Below are 14,290 nucleotides of genomic sequence, written 5' to 3'. Positions count from 1 at the left end.
TTTGAGTGCGGGACGCAGTACTGAGTGAGCCGACTGGTCATCGGCCGTGCACGAGCCGGGGTTCCCCCCGTACCTTCGGCTCTGTGCCACCGGCGTGGGTGGGACACGTTCCCCCGGTCCCACCCACGCCCCCACTCCCTGGGCTCACCGACAGCCGCTCACCAGTAGATGACGACCTTGTCGCCGTTGCGGACCTGCGCGAACAGCGACGCGATCTTCTTCTCGTCCCGTACGTTCACACAGCCGTGCGAGGCGCCGTTGTACCCGCGGGCGGCGAAGTCCGACGAGTAGTGCACCGCCTGGCCGCCGCTGAAGAACATCGCGTAGGGCATCGGCGTGTGGTAGATCGTCGACACGTGGTGCCGGGACTTCCAGTAGACGTGGAACACGCCCTCGCGGGTCGGCGTGTACTGCGAGCCGAACCGGACGTCCGTCGTCAGCAGCCGCTTGCCGTCCACGAACCACGACACCGTCCGGCTCGTCTTGCTGATGCAGAGCGCGCGCCCGGTCAGGCAGCGCGGGTCCGGCTTCGCCGCGGGCGGGCCCTCCGGCACGTACAGCTCCGTGCGGGTCGGCTCGTGCGTCATCCCCACCAACCGCTGCCAGGTGACGGTGTCGGTGGTGCCGGTGCGCGGCAGTCCGCGCTTGCCCTGGAACCCGCTGACCGCCGCGGTCGTCGCCGTCCCGTACGTGCCCGTCGGCACATGGGCGAGCCACGCGATCTGGCGCAGCCGCGCCTGCAACTCCCGCACCTTGCTTCCCCGGTCGCCGGGGGCGAACACGGTCCGGGCGGGCGGCGCTGCCGAGGTGCTGGGCGGCGCGGACGGCTTGTCGTCGTGCCGGGCCGCGGCGGACGCCGGAGCCGAGGCCGAGGCCGACGGCGCGGCGGACGGCGCGACGGACGGTGCGGACGGCGCGGACGCGGCCGGGACCGGCACCCGGTTGCCGTTCGCGTCGACCCGCTCCACCTTGCAGCCGCCGACCAGGGCCACGACCCCGATCGCGGCCAGCGTTCCCCGTATGACAGCTGCCCTCATGACGCCCCCGCCTGTCGTCCCACTGCTCTCCGGTGTCACCAGGCATGCTGCCCGCTCCACCCGCGCGACGAACAGGCCCCGGCGCAACGCACGTCTCCCCACCGGACGGCCCGCCGGACAAGCCCCCGGACAGCCCGCCGAACAAGCCCCGGCGTGGGGACCCCTCCATCAGCCACGCGCCCGCCACTGCAGTCCCTCGCGGGAGGCACCGACGGCACCCACACGTCGGCGACCCGGTACCGCTGCCGGGGTGGCTGCCGGGTGGCCGGGACCGCCGCACTGACCAGCGATCTTCCGGTGAATGAAACCCCTGAGCGAAGTGTCGTGCGGCTGTGCGACACTCCGCTCATGCTGGGTGTCATCGATCTTCCGACCTATCTCGCGGGTACCGTCCTCATCGTCCTCCTCCCGGGACCGAACTCGCTCTACGTCCTCTCCGTCGCCGCCCGTCGCGGCGTACGCACGGGCTACAAGGCCGCGGCCGGCGTCTGGTGCGGCGACACCGTCCTGATGACGCTGTCGGCCGCGGGCGTCGCGTCCCTGCTACAGGCCAACGCCGTGCTCTTCGGGATCGTGAAGTACGCGGGCGCCGGCTATCTGACCTGGCTCGCGGTCGGCATGATGCGAGCGGCGTGGTCGATGTGGCGGACCCGCCGCGAGCGGATCGCCGCCGCGGAGGCCGGACTGTCGGAGGTGCCCTCGCCGCAGGAGCGGCCCTTCCGCCGGGCCCTGGTGATCAGCCTCCTCAACCCGAAGGCGATCCTCTTCTTCATCGCCTTCTTCGTGCAGTTCGTCGACCGCACCTACGCCTACCCGGCCCTGTCCTTCGTCGTGCTCGGCGCCTTCGCCCAGATCGCGAGCGTGCTGTACCTGACCGCCCTGATCTTCAGCGGCACCAGGCTCTCCGCCGCCTTCCGCCGCCGCAAGCGGCTCTCGGCGGGCGCGACCTCGGCCGCCGGGGTGCTCTTCCTGGGCTTCGCGGTGAAGCTCTCCATGGCCAGCGTGTAACCGCCTGTCGTACCGGCAGAGCGGGCGACCGGCCGACCGGTGGCCCGCCCGGCAGGGAACTGCCCGGCAGAGAACCGCCCGACCGGTGGCCCGGTGGCTCGCGGCTCGCCCCCGACGCGGCCGCGCTCACCCCACCCCGGCCGCGCCCCCGGCCCCGGCCGGCTCCCCGATCCCGAACTCCGCCAGATACTCCGCCACCCCCCGCGCCGACTCCCCGGCCCACGCCACGTATCCGTCGGGCCGGACCAGGAACACCCCCGTGCCGTACGCCTCGTACGCCGGGATGCGGACCGGGCGGACGCCGTCCCGCTCGGGCAGCGGCGCCCCGGGCTCCGTGCCCACGCACAGCAGCGTCCAGTGCGGGCCCCGGAAGGCGTCGAAGAGGCGCAGGCCACCGCGGCGTCCGTCCGGGGCGCGGTCGCCGGCCCGCAGCGCCTCCTCGGGCAGGTCCGCGCGGGTCTCCCGGGTCAGCGTCGACGTGCGGTACCCGATGCCCAGTTGCTGCACCTCCGCACCGCGCTGCACCGGCTTGCCCGCGGCTCCGGCCCGGTGGATGCGGGTGCTGATGCCGAGGATGTCCGCCGCGACCGGCATCCGCTCCTCCTCATAGGTGTCCAGGAGCCCCTCGGGGGCGCCGGACAGGACGGCCGCCAGCTTCCACGACAGGTTGTACGCGTCCTGCACGCTCGTGTTCAGGCCCTGGCCGCCCGCGGGGGAGTGGACGTGCGCCGCGTCGCCCGCGAGGAAGACCCGGCCCGCGCGGAAGCGGTCCGCCAGCGCCGCGCGCGCCCGGAAGTCCGAGGCCCAGACCACCTCGGCGATGTGCTCCGCCCCGAGCGGCGTCCGGGCCGCGAGGAGCTGGGTCACACCGGCCGGTGAGGTGTCGGGGACCGCCGACTCGTCCGCGAACTGCGCGGCCAGCTGGAAGAGGCGGCCCCCGTCGGACGGCAGCGGGCAGAACGCCACCCCGCCCCCGGGCGCCTTCGGCCACACGTGCCAGTGCGTGCCAGGGACCGGCGCGTCCGGGGTGGTCCGCACGTCCGCCACCAGCATCGGCTTCGCGTCGACGCTCTCGCCCGTCATCGCGATGCCGAGCGCCCGGCGCACGGTGGAGCGGCCGCCGTCCGCCGCCACCACGTACCCGGCGCGCACCGCCGCACCGTCCTCGAACGTCGCCGTCACCCCCGCGGCGTCCTGCTCCAGGCCGGTCAGGCAGGCGCCGAAGCGGACCTCGCCGCCCAGCTCCCGCAGCCGCGCGTACAGCACCGCCTGCGTGCGGGACTGCGGTATCAGCCAGCCGTCCGCGTACGGCACCTGCTCCGTCGGCTCGGTGCGCGTGAGCATGTCCCATTCCTGGCCCGGCTCGTCGCCCTCCCAGAGCAGCATCTTCGGGTACGGGGTGCCCGCCGCGCGGACCGCCGCCATGACCCCGAGGTCGTGCAGCACCTCCTGGGTGCGCGGTTGCAGCCCCTTGCCGCGCGAGCCGGGGAAGAGGGACCCGGCCCGCTCCACCAGCAGCGCCCGCACCCCGCGGCGCGCCAGGTCCGCGGCCAGCACCAGGCCGGTCGGGCCCGCCCCCACGATCAGGACATCCGTCGTCGTCACCGGCACCGCCGTATCGGCACGCATCATCGCCCCACCTTCCTTAACGTCGTTAAGTGCGATGGATCGAGCATCCCCTTAACAGCGATAAAGTGTCAAGCGTGGCTGAGCAAAAGACCCCGAACGAGCAGAAGAACACCCAGGACCCCGCGGGCCCGAACGCACAACGGCCCCCGAAGGGGCCGAAGAAGGCCAAGCTCGACAAGGCCCACGTCGCCGACACCGCGCTCGACCTGCTGAACGACGTGGGTCTCGAGGGCCTGACGCTGCGCGCCATCGCCAAGCAGCTCGACGTACAGGCCCCCGCCCTGTACTGGCACTTCAAGAACAAGCAGGCGCTGCTCGACGAGATGGCGACGGTGATGTTCCGCCGCATGACGCAGGCGGGCCGGGAGATCGGGTACGAGCCTTCCGGCAGCTGGCAGGAGTGGCTGGTGCGGGGCAACCGGCAGCTGCGTGCCACCCTGCTGCGCTACCGGGACGGCGCGAAGGTCTTCAGCGGCTCCCGGTTCACCGGGACCGAGCACGGCCCCGAGATGGAGGCGAACCTGCGCTTCCTCGTCGCGGCCGGACTCACCCCGGACCAGGCCACCTGGGCGAGTTCGACGGCGTACATGTACACGCTCGGCTTCGTCACCGAGGAGCAGGGCGTGCAGCCGCTGCCCACCGAGCGGCGCCCCGGCTTCGACGTGGGCGAGCGCGCCGAGATGCTCGCCGAGTACCCGCTCGCCGCCGCCGCGGGCGGGCAGTTGTTCGCGGCGTACGACGAGCGGTTCGAGGAGGGGCTGCGGCTGATCGTGGCCGGGATCGAAGCGCGTTACGCGGTGCGCTGAGCGGTCGGCGCCCGGTTCAGGGCCCGGCGCAGCAGGGGCGTCGCCCACTTCTCGACGTAACGGTTCAGCAGCCAGGCGAGCGACAGCATGATGCCGATCGTCGCCGCGAAGGTGGCCCACGAGGGCAGCCCCGCGTGCCGGTGCAGGACCTCGATCGACACCCAGCCCAGATGCTCGTGGACCAGGTAGAACGGGTAGGTGAGGGCGCCCGCGACCGAGAGCCAGCGCCAGTTGGCCCGGGACGTCCAGCCGAGCGCGATCGCGGTCACGGCGGCGAAGCCGAGTGTGATGACCACGATGATCCCGGACGAGGTGCGGTAGGAGAAGAAGTCCGGGTTCGGGGCGTGCCAGAGCCGGTCGACGGCGTAGTGCTGGCCGATCAGATAGCTCACGGCGACGATGCCCCAGGCCGTCATGGACCGCCGGTCGCGGTGGACCAGGTAGAGGCCGATGCCGCCGATGAAGAACGGGGCGTACTCGGGCATCAGGGCGAGGGTGAGCAGGGGCTCGCCGGTGGCCTGGGCGAGGGCCGCGCCCAGCGTCCACACCGCGCAGAACAGCACGACGCGGTGGCGGGTCGCGCCCGGCAGGACGACGCACAGCGCGAACAGGGCGTAGAAGCGCAGCTCGGCCCAGAGCGTCCAGCACACGCCGAGCACCCGGTCCGCGCCGAGGGGCTGCTGGAGCATGGTCAGGTTGACCAGGGCGTCGCTGGGCGAGACCGCCTTGTAGACCACGACCGGGACCGAGAAGACCGCCGTCACCAGGACGATCGCCACCCAGTAGGACGGCAGCAGGCGCGAGGCGCGGGAGGCGAAGAAGGAGCGCAGCGGCCGCCCCCAGCCGCTCATGCAGATGACGAACCCGCTGATGACGAAGAAGATCTGCACGCCGAGACAGCCGTAGGCGAACCAGCCGTGCAGGGACGGGAACTGGGTGCGCGGCGAGGTGCCCCAGGCGTGGGACACCTCGCCGTCGCGGCCGCCGTAGTGGTAGGCCGCCACCATCAGGGCGGCGATCAGTCGCAGCCCGTCGAGGGCGTACAGACGTGGCAGGACGCGCTTGGTGCGCGCGGGTACGGCGGCCTCCGGGCCGGCCGCGGGGGTGGCGAGTGCGGTGGGTTCTATGACAGTCATCCGAGTGCGGCTCGCTTGAAGGATCGGGCCCGTCTGGCGACCCGGCGCACGACCGCGTTGCGCGGGATGAACGCGAGCTGCGTCGGGACGGCGCCGGGCAGGGCGAGGGAGGTCAGGCGGCGGCGCTTGAAGTAACGCCAGGTGTGCGGGGTCAGCCGGGTGGCGAGGTAGCGCTCGGCGGCGGGCCGCAGGTCCGGGTAGATCTTGGCCTGCATCGCGAAGCCGACCGCGCGCAGCAGCTCCGTCAGCTCGGCGACGGACAGCGGCGGTTCCTGCGCCTGCACGGCGGCCCGGTCCGTGAGGGCGGGCAGCAGCGCGTCGACGATCGTCACCGGCACCCGGTTGCTGTTCTGGTACGGGGCGAGGCGGTCCAGGAGCGTGCCCGTGCCGACCCGGGCCACCGGGATGCCGTAGAGCGCGGAGGCGGTGAGCAGTGCCGTGGAGAAGCAGCCGACGACGAGCGCCGGGCGCATCCGCTGGTAGATCACCTCGGCGAGCACGGGCGTGTCCAGGACGGTCAGTTCGACGCCGAGCCGCTCCGCCTCCTTCTCCAGCACCCGCGACCAGCGGGCCGGAGCCGTGGGGTGCGGCTTGAACACGAGGTGGCGGTGGCCCAGTTCGGCCGCGCCGCGCGCCATGCGGACGTGCAGCTCCTCCTCCTCCTCGGGGGTGAGGATGTCCAGCGCGGAGAGGTACTGGCCGAGCAGCAGCGCCGGTTCGCCCGCCACCGGCGGCAGCGCGTCCGCGGTCTCGCCGAGTTCGGAGAGGACCTTGACGAAGACCTCCGTCGGCACGACCTCGGGCTCCACGCCGAACTCCGTGAGCAGCAGCGGCTTGAGCCCCGGCACGAGATCGAGGTGGAGGAGGCGGCGCACGCGGGTGCCGACCAGCGGGTGGAGCTTGTTGCGGGTGGGCCCGTAGCTCATCAGGCCGTCCGCGTACACGTCGACGGGCGCGCCCGTGAAGATCTGCGCCACGGCCATCGCCGGGTTGACCTGGATGGACTCCACGGCCAGCTCGACCGCGTCGTCACCGAGGTCCCACAGCAGGCGCAGGTGCCGCTCCCACAGCGGGAGGTCGTCGGCGCGCGGCGACCAGCCGCCCGGGTGGAACGGGGCGATCGCCTCGTTCCAGGACAGGACCGCGTCGAAGCGGCCGCGCAGCTGCTCGAAGCCGGGCATCTCGTCGACGGCCGGGGTGGTCTCGGGCGTCGCCGCGTTGTTGGCGACCAACAGGAGCGTGCGGTCCGCCGGGGCGAACCGGCCGGCGTCCAGCGCGGCCGCCAGCGTCGCCGTGCCGTACAGGGTGGAGGCGAGCAGGATGCGAGTCGTGCGCTGTGTCATGCCGCGGCCTCCGCGCTCACCGGACGGCGGCGCAGCCGGCGCAGCCGCGTGGCGCGCTCGACGTCCATCGAGTCGAGCGCCTCGTCGAGCACCCGCTGCGGCATGCGCTTGAGCGCCGCCGCGCTGAGGGATTTCAGTGTGCGCGCCACAGGCGGTTCGAACCTTTCGATGGAGCCCAGATGGTGGGAAATGATGGCGCAGTACGTGCGCACGGCTTTCGGAAGAAGCTGGTCCGCGTCCTTGTCCGCCGCCGTTTCCCGGATGACCTGGTCGAATGCGCGAATGAAATCGAGCTGGCGCACGTCACCGATCTGGGTGAGCGACGACGCGACGCCCCGCCGGTAGAAAATACCCAGCTGGCTGACGACGGCGAAGGATTTCGCCTCGCGGTGCAGCCGCCAGATCCACGGCCGGTCCTCCGCGGTGCGCAGCCCGTCGGTGAAGTGCAGCAGCCCGGCGTCGGCGAGCCGCCGGTGGTACATGCCGGCCCACGCGTACGCGTAGTCCACGGAGGTCGAACGGTCCGCGGGCAGGATCGCCTCCCGCGGGTCGAGGACGACGCCGCGCCTGCCGTGCGGAACGCGGTGCACGGTGCGGGCCCGCGCCGTGCACTGCACATGGTCCGTACGGACGAAGTCGCAGCCCAGGGCCTCGATCGCGGAGAGCAGACGGGGATAGTGACCCGGCGCGAGCCAGTCGTCGCCGTCGAGGAACGTCAGGTATTCGCCGCGTGCCGCGTCCAGGCCGGTGTTGCGGGCCGTGGCGAGTCCCCCGTTCTGTTCGTGTCGCACGACGACCGCGCCGGGCAGCTCGCGCTCGGCGCGCGCGAGAATGTCCGGTGTCTCGTCCTTGGAGCAGTCGTCGACGAGAATGAATTCGAAGTCGTCCCGCGCGTTGGCGCGGAGACTTCGCAAGGTGTCGGGCGCGTATTGCTGCACGTTGTAGAACGGCACGATGACGGAGAGCTTGACCACGTCGGTGACGTTAGGCGGCGGCCCGGCATTCGTCTTGACCGGCAACTTGATGCCAGGTGAACGACGTGTGGCGGGACCGTGAACCAGCCCTTCCCGCCGCCGTTTCCCGACCTGATTCGCCATTCGTCGGTGTGCTGTTAACCGTTTGTTGCACTCGGGTTGGGCCGCGGCTCGGAAAGCCTTCCTAACTTCGTCGTCGTGCCAGCAAGTACTCCCGAGCCACAGCGGATCGCCGTGCTCGCAGACTCCGACACCCGATGGAAGTGGGGCGCCCTCACCGCGGGCCGCCTCACCTCCGACCCCGCCCTTGACGGGTTCCTGCTGCGGGGCCGGGCCACCCCGACCCCCCGCCAGCTCACCGAGGTCGGCGTGCGCGCCGAGCGGCTGCGCGAGGTCACCGCGGTGGAGTTCCTGCGGGAGATGGAGCGCGACCCCGCCGCGTACGACGTGGTCGTCCTCGCCCTCGTGGGCGGCGCCGTCCAGGCCGTCCTGCACGGACTCGCCCACGCCTGGCGCACCGCCCCGAAGCGGCCCGTCGTCGTCACCGGCTACGTCGGCGTCGTCTACGAGAAGCTCACCGACGGCCTGCTGCTGCGGCACGGCGCGGACGTGGTGCTGGCCAACTCCCGCTACGACGCGGAGCGTTTCCACGCCGTGTACGAAGGGGTCGGCGCGGACGCCGGGTCGGTCACCGAGTGCGCGCTGCCCTTCCTCGGCGGGGCGCCCTACGACCCGGCCGCCCCGCACGACCCCTACACGGTGGTCTTCGCCGCGCAGCCGTCCGTGCCGGACACCCCGGCCGACCGGCTGTACCTGCTGGACCGCCTGGTGCGGCACGCCAGGCAGCACCCCGACCGCGAGGTGCTGCTCAAGCTGCGCAGCAAGCCCGGCGAGCACACCACGCACATCGAGGAAGTGCCGTACCAGAAGCTCGTCCAGCGCCTCGACGCGCCGCCCAACCTCCGTCTCGTCTACGGGAACATGGGCGAGGTCCTGGACCGGACGGACCTGCTGGTCACGGTCAGTTCGACGGCCGCGCTCGAATCGCTGCACCGGCGCATCCCGACCGCGCTCCTCACCGACCTCGGGGTGCGCGAGGCGCTCGGCAACCACCACTTCACCGGTTCCGGCTGCCTCGTCTCCTGGGACCAGCTCGACGCCGGCACGCTGCCCGCGCCGGACCCGGCCTGGGTCGCCCGGCAGGGCGTCGCCGCCGACGGCGGGTACGAACGCGCCTTCGACGGGGCGCGCGCCCAGGTCGCCGCGCTTTTGGAACGCGACCGGCCGCCCCTGACCCCGTACTACAGCCGCACCACCGCGCCCGGCTACCTGCCGCGCATCCTCGCCCGCCACCACCTGGCGCCCGACGGCAGCCCGCTGCCCGGCGCCCCCGCCGCGGACCGCGACCCCGGCCCCGTCCGGCAGATCGTCCGCCGGGCCGCCCGCGGCGCCTACCGGCACGGCGTCCAGCGCGTCGCCCCCGTCATCCGGCGGATGGGCGAGCTGTGACCCGGCCTCCGAGGAACCCCCGACTCCCCGAAAGTGAGCCCCAGATGACCGACCCGGAAGCGGGCCAGGCGACCCCGGTCCGCCGCGTGCTCGCCGTGATCCCCGCCCGCGGCGGCTCCAAGGGCGTACCGGCCAAGAACCTCGCCCCGGTCGGCGGCGTGCCCCTGGTGGTCCGGGCCGTGCGCGAGTGCCTCGCCACCCGGCAGGTCACCGACGTCGTGGTCTCCACCGACGACGCGGACATCGCGGCGGCGGCCCGGCAGGCCGGCGCGGAGGTCGTGACCCGGCCGCCCGCCATCGCCGGCGACAAGGCCACCTCGGAGGCGGCCGTCCTGCACGCCATGGACGCGCACGAGGCGCTGCACGGCGCGGCCGTGGACGTGGTGCTGCTCGTGCAGTGCACCAGCCCGTTCATCGCCCGCGAGGACGTCGACGGAGTGGTCCGCGCGATCGTCGAGGACGGCGCGGACAGCGCGCTGACCGTCGCCCCCTTCCACGGCTTCGTGTGGCGCGACGGCGCCGACACGCTCGACGAGCCCGGGTCCCTCGCCACCGAGCGGGCCGCCACCCTCGGCGGCACCGGCACCCTCGTCACCGAGGCGCCCGCCACCAGCGGCGGCTACGGCGTCAACCACGACAAGTCCTTCCGGCCGCGCCGCCAGGACCGCCCCCAGGACCTGCTGGAGACCGGTGCCGTCTACGCGATGGAGGCCGCCGGCTTCCGCCGCAGCGAGCACCGCTTCTTCGGCCGCACCGACCTCGTGCGCACCGACCCCGCCCGGGTCCTGGAGATCGACGACCCGCACGACCTGGCCCGCGCCCGCGCGCTGGCCCCCCTCTTCGACCAGCGCGCCCTTCCCACCCGGGAGGACATCGACGCGGTCGTCCTCGACTTCGACGGCACCCAGACCGACGACCGGGTGCTGATCGACTCCGACGGACGGGAGTTCGTCACCGTGCACCGCGGTGACGGCCTCGGCATCGCGGCCCTCCGCAGGAGCGGCCTGACGATGCTCGTCCTGTCCACGGAGGTGAACCCGGTGGTCGCCGCCCGGGCCCGGAAACTCAAGATCCCGGTCCTGCACGGCATCGACCGCAAGGACCTCGCACTGAAGCAGTGGTGCGAGGAGCAGGGCATCGCGCCGGAGCGCGTGCTCTACGCCGGCAACGACGTCAACGACCTCCCGTGCTTCGGCCTCGTCGGCTGGCCCGTGGCGGTCGCGAGCGCCCACGACGTCGTCCGCGGCGCCGCACGCGCGGTCACCACCGCCCCCGGTGGCGACGGCGCGATCCGAGAGATCGCCAGCTGGATCCTCGGCCCTTCTCTCGACTCCCTCGAAACCAAGTAAGGAACGCACCTCTCATGTCTGCTCTCAACTCCCGCCTCCGCACGTTCGGTTCGCGCACCGCCGGCCCCGGCCAGCCCGTCTACATCACCGGCGAGATCGGCATCAACCACAACGGCGACCTCGACAACGCCTTCAAGCTGATCGACGTGGCCGCCGAGGCCGGCTGCGACGCGGTGAAGTTCCAGAAGCGCACGCCCGAGATCTGCACCCCGCGCGACCAGTGGGACATCGAGCGCGACACCCCCTGGGGTCGCATGACGTACATCGACTACCGTCACCGCGTCGAGTTCGGCGAGGACGAGTACCGCCAGATCGATGAGCACTGCAAGAAGCGCGGCATCGACTGGTTCGCCTCCCCGTGGGACACCGAGGCCGTCGCCTTCCTGGAGAAGTTCGACGTCCCCGCCCACAAGGTAGCCTCCGCCTCGCTCACCGACGACGAGCTGCTGCGCGCCCTGCGCGCCACCGGCCGCACCGTCATCCTCTCCACCGGCATGTCGACGCCGAAGCAGATCCGCCACGCGGTCGAGGTCCTCGGCTCGGACAACATCCTGATGTGCCACGCCACGTCGACGTACCCGGCGCAGGCCGAGGAGCTCAACCTCCGCGTCATCAACACCCTCCAGGCCGAGTACCCGAACGTGCCGATCGGCTACTCCGGCCACGAGACCGGCCTCCAGACGACCCTCGCGGCCGTCGCCCTCGGCGCCACCTTCGTCGAGCGCCACATCACCCTCGACCGCGCCATGTGGGGCTCCGACCAGGCCGCCTCCGTGGAGCCGCAGGGCCTCACCCGCCTCGTCCGCGACATCCGCACCATCGAGGCCTCCCTCGGTGACGGCGTCAAGAAGGTCTACGAGTCCGAGCTGGGCCCGATGAAGAAGCTGCGCCGCGTCGCGGGCGTCGTCGCCGAGTCGGAGATCGCCGTCGCCGCCGGCGAGCCGGTCGGCGTCTGACCCACAACTCCTCGGCGGTCCGGCGTGCAGTGGCCACGCCGGGCCGCCTCGGCGTCCCCGGGGAGGGCCGCATGTCCCGCAGTACCCTGTGCTTCGTCGAGAGCCCGGTGCAGCTCCTCAACGTCCTGGAGTGGGCCCACCATGACGGCGCGAAGGCGACCGTGGTGGTGCTCTCGCCCACCGACCCGATGACCCGGGGCCAGCTGCGCCGCATGGCCGAACTCGCCCGCGAGGAAGGCCACACGGTGCGCTGGGAGGAGGCACGCGGCGGCGCGGGCGCCCCCTTCGCGACGGTCGGCGGCCTCGCGGGACCGCTGCGCCGCGCCGACCGCGTGGTCATCGGCGACCCGTTCTCCCGCTACGTCCAGCTCCTGCTGACGATCACGCGCGCCCGGGACCTGGTCGTCGTCGACGACGGCACGGCCACCATGGAGTTCATCTCGCAGCTGGCCCGCGGCGAGCGGCTGGTGCGCTGGCACCGGCGCGGCGGCCGCCCGGGCCCGCGCGACCTGGTCTTCGCCCCCGTCTCCGCCTCGGCCCGCCGCAGGCTCACCCCGCGCACCGGCCGCCGCACCGTCTCCGTCTTCACCTCCATGCCGGTCGACGAGGTGCCCGAGCGCGTCACGGTCGCCGCCAACGACTACGCCTGGACCCGCGCCCGCTTCGGGCCGCCCCGCCTGACCCGCGGCGCCGACCTGGTGGGCACCTCCCTGGTGGAGACCGGCGTCGTCGACCTCGACCGCTACCTGGAAGCGGTGCGCGGGCTCGCTGCCGCGCACGGCGCCACCCGCTACTTCGCCCACCGCCGCGAGGCCGCCGACAAACTGCACCGCCTCGCCGGCGAGACCGGCCTCGAAGTGGTCCGCCCCGACCTGCCGCTCGAACTCATCGCCCGCCGCGGCCCCATCGGCCGGACCATCGTCAGCTTCCCCTCGACGGTCGTCCACACCCTGCCGATCGCGCTCCAGGGCACGGGCGTGAAGGTCGCCGTCTGCGAGATCGACCCGGCCTGGCTCAACCAGGGCGTCTCCGACCACGCGCAGGGCTTCCTCGCCGGCATCGCCGACTCGGCACGCGACGTACGCGTGGTGTGAGCCGGGCGGCCCAGACACAGGGCGTGCCGGCCGGCGGCACCGCGGGCCCGCCCACCGGAAACCCGTTGGCCCCGCCCGCCCCGCGCCGCCTACCCTGACGTCCGTGAACAGCCCCGGGTCCGACAGACTCCGGCCACCGGCGCCCCGCCGGTGGCCTTCTCCCGCGCCGCGTCGAGGCTGCCTTCCCCGGCCCCGCCTCCGCTGACGCCTGCCACCGCCGGACCGCCGTACCGAGACCGCCTTCCCTCAGTCCCTCTGTACGGTCACGGAGTCCGCTGTGCCCTTCGCGCTCTACCTCCTCGCCCTTGCCGTGTTCGCGCAAGGAACCTCCGAGTTCATGCTCTCCGGGCTCATCCCGGACCTCGCCCACGACCTGGGCGTCTCCGTCCCCGCCGCCGGCTCGCTGACCTCGGCCTTCGCCGTCGGCATGATCGTCGGGGCGCCCCTGACGGCGCTGCTCGGAGCACGCCTGTCGCGCCGCGCCGCCCTCTTCGGCACCCTGACGGTCTTCCTGCTCGCCCACGTCGCGGGCGCCCTGACCACCAGCTACGCCGTGCTGCTCGCCACCCGCGTCGTCGCCGCGCTCGCCAACGCCGGGTTCCTCGCGGTGGCCCTCGCCACGGCCGCCGCCCTGGCCGCGCCCGGCACCACGGGCCGGGCCACCGCCACCCTGCTCGGCGGCACCACCCTCGCCTGCGTCGCGGGCGTACCGGGCGGCGCCCTGCTCGGCCATCTGTTCGGCTGGCGCGCCGCGTTCTGGGCCGTGGCCCTCAGCTGCGTACCGGCACTCCTGGCGGTCGCGCGGTCGGTCCCTGCCGGGGCCGGTGAGCGCGGCGGCGCGCGCCGCGAACTGCGCGCCCTGCGCCGCCCGCGCCTGCTCGCCGTCCTCCTCCTCGGCGCCCTCGTGAACGGCGCGACCTTCTGTACGTTCACCTACCTCGCGCCCCTGGCCACGGAGGTCACCGGGCTCGGGGCGGGCCGGGTGCCGGTGCTCCTCGCGCTGTTCGGGCTCGGCTCGTTCGCCGGGGTGCAGGCGGCGGGCCGGCTCTCCGACGCGCGCCCGCTGCCGGTCCTCGCGGGCGGCGGCGCCGCGCTCCTGGCGGGCTGGGCCCTGTTCGCCCTCGCCGCCCCCAGCACCCCGGCCACCCTGGTCCTCGCCTTCGTCCAGGGCGGGCTCTCCTTCGCCGTCGGCGCCACGCTGATCGCCCAGGCCCTGGACGCGGCGTCCGGCGCGCCCACCCTCGCGGGGGGCTGCGCGACGGCGGCCCTGAACGTCGGAGCGGCCTGCGGGCCCTGGGCCGGCGGCGCGGCGATCGCGGGCGGCCTCGGCTACCGCGCGGTGCCGGGGGTGAGCGCGGGGCTCGTCGCGGCCGCGTTCGTCGTCGCGGGCGCGGCGCTCGCCCTGGGCGCCCGGACCGGGCCGCGGGCGGGGCGCGAGGTGTGATCCCG

At 73.4% G+C, this 14,290-nt stretch carries 12 protein-coding genes; 7 read left to right on the top strand and 5 right to left on the bottom strand.

Features of this window, described 5'->3' with window-relative positions; genetic code table 11:
- Window positions 1-158: 158 nt before the first annotated feature.
- The gene (locus tag ACIBW6_RS12290) at window positions 159-1,037 is read right to left on the bottom strand and encodes a L,D-transpeptidase family protein (protein WP_399059171.1); all 879 of its coding nucleotides are present in this window, start codon (window positions 1,035-1,037) and stop codon (window positions 159-161) included.
- A 348-nt stretch (window positions 1,038-1,385) separates the two neighbouring features.
- Between ACIBW6_RS12290 and leuE the strand changes: the two genes are divergently transcribed.
- Window positions 1,386-2,045 (top strand): leucine efflux protein LeuE, encoded by a 660-nt coding sequence (gene leuE / locus ACIBW6_RS12285; RefSeq protein WP_399059170.1) that lies wholly within the window; start codon window positions 1,386-1,388, stop codon window positions 2,043-2,045.
- 126 nt (window positions 2,046-2,171) lie between these two features.
- Here leuE and ACIBW6_RS12280 read toward each other — a convergent pair whose 3' ends face one another.
- Window positions 2,172-3,677 carry an FAD-dependent monooxygenase gene (locus ACIBW6_RS12280; protein WP_399059169.1) on the bottom strand — a complete coding sequence of 502 codons (1,506 nt, stop codon included), beginning with the start codon at window positions 3,675-3,677 and terminating at the stop codon, window positions 2,172-2,174.
- Between the two features lie 71 nt (window positions 3,678-3,748).
- Here ACIBW6_RS12280 and ACIBW6_RS12275 point away from each other — a divergent pair, with 71 nt between their 5' ends.
- A complete protein-coding gene (locus ACIBW6_RS12275) occupies window positions 3,749-4,480 on the top strand; it encodes a TetR/AcrR family transcriptional regulator C-terminal domain-containing protein (RefSeq protein ID WP_399059168.1) in 732 nt (243 codons plus the stop codon).
- Here ACIBW6_RS12275 and ACIBW6_RS12270 read toward each other — a convergent pair.
- The 3 genes from ACIBW6_RS12270 to ACIBW6_RS12260 are packed head-to-tail and all read right to left on the bottom strand — an operon-like array spanning window position 4,465 to window position 7,933.
- On the bottom strand, window positions 4,465-5,616 hold the full coding sequence (locus ACIBW6_RS12270; protein ID WP_399059167.1) for an acyltransferase family protein: 1,152 nt from the start codon (window positions 5,614-5,616) through the stop codon (window positions 4,465-4,467). The genes ACIBW6_RS12275 and ACIBW6_RS12270 overlap by 16 nt on opposite strands.
- On the bottom strand, window positions 5,613-6,959 hold the full coding sequence (locus ACIBW6_RS12265; protein ID WP_399059166.1) for a polysialyltransferase family glycosyltransferase: 1,347 nt from the start codon (window positions 6,957-6,959) through the stop codon (window positions 5,613-5,615). Before ACIBW6_RS12265 ends, ACIBW6_RS12270 begins: the two co-directional genes overlap by 4 nt.
- Window positions 6,956-7,933, bottom strand: coding sequence for a glycosyltransferase family 2 protein (locus tag ACIBW6_RS12260; RefSeq protein WP_399059295.1), 978 nt, complete (start codon window positions 7,931-7,933; stop codon window positions 6,956-6,958). The genes ACIBW6_RS12265 and ACIBW6_RS12260 overlap by 4 nt, the downstream gene beginning before the upstream one ends.
- 198 nt (window positions 7,934-8,131) lie before the next feature.
- Between ACIBW6_RS12260 and ACIBW6_RS12255 the strand changes: the two genes are divergently transcribed.
- From ACIBW6_RS12255 to ACIBW6_RS12235, 5 genes are all read left to right on the top strand, one after another.
- Window positions 8,132-9,442 carry a DUF6716 putative glycosyltransferase gene (locus tag ACIBW6_RS12255; protein WP_399059165.1) on the top strand — a complete coding sequence of 437 codons (1,311 nt, stop codon included), beginning with the start codon at window positions 8,132-8,134 and terminating at the stop codon, window positions 9,440-9,442.
- A 44-nt stretch (window positions 9,443-9,486) separates the two neighbouring features.
- A complete protein-coding gene (locus ACIBW6_RS12250) occupies window positions 9,487-10,791 on the top strand; it encodes a cytidylyltransferase domain-containing protein (protein WP_399059164.1) in 1,305 nt (434 codons plus the stop codon).
- Between the two features lie 14 nt (window positions 10,792-10,805).
- Window positions 10,806-11,747 carry an N-acetylneuraminate synthase family protein gene (locus tag ACIBW6_RS12245; RefSeq protein WP_399059163.1) on the top strand — a complete coding sequence of 314 codons (942 nt, stop codon included), beginning with the start codon at window positions 10,806-10,808 and terminating at the stop codon, window positions 11,745-11,747.
- Between the two features lie 71 nt (window positions 11,748-11,818).
- Window positions 11,819-12,841, top strand: a complete 1,023-nt coding sequence (locus ACIBW6_RS12240; protein WP_399059162.1) for a hypothetical protein — start codon at window positions 11,819-11,821, stop codon at window positions 12,839-12,841.
- A gap of 277 nt (window positions 12,842-13,118) precedes the next feature.
- Window positions 13,119-14,285 (top strand): Cmx/CmrA family chloramphenicol efflux MFS transporter, encoded by a 1,167-nt coding sequence (locus tag ACIBW6_RS12235; RefSeq protein ID WP_399059161.1) that lies wholly within the window; start codon window positions 13,119-13,121, stop codon window positions 14,283-14,285.
- Window positions 14,286-14,290: the final 5 nt, after the last annotated feature.

This window comes from Streptomyces sp. NPDC049813, assembly GCF_044465085.1.
Taxonomy (GTDB): domain Bacteria; phylum Actinomycetota; class Actinomycetes; order Streptomycetales; family Streptomycetaceae; genus Streptomyces.
This window is presented reverse-complemented; position numbering and strand designations above follow the sequence as displayed.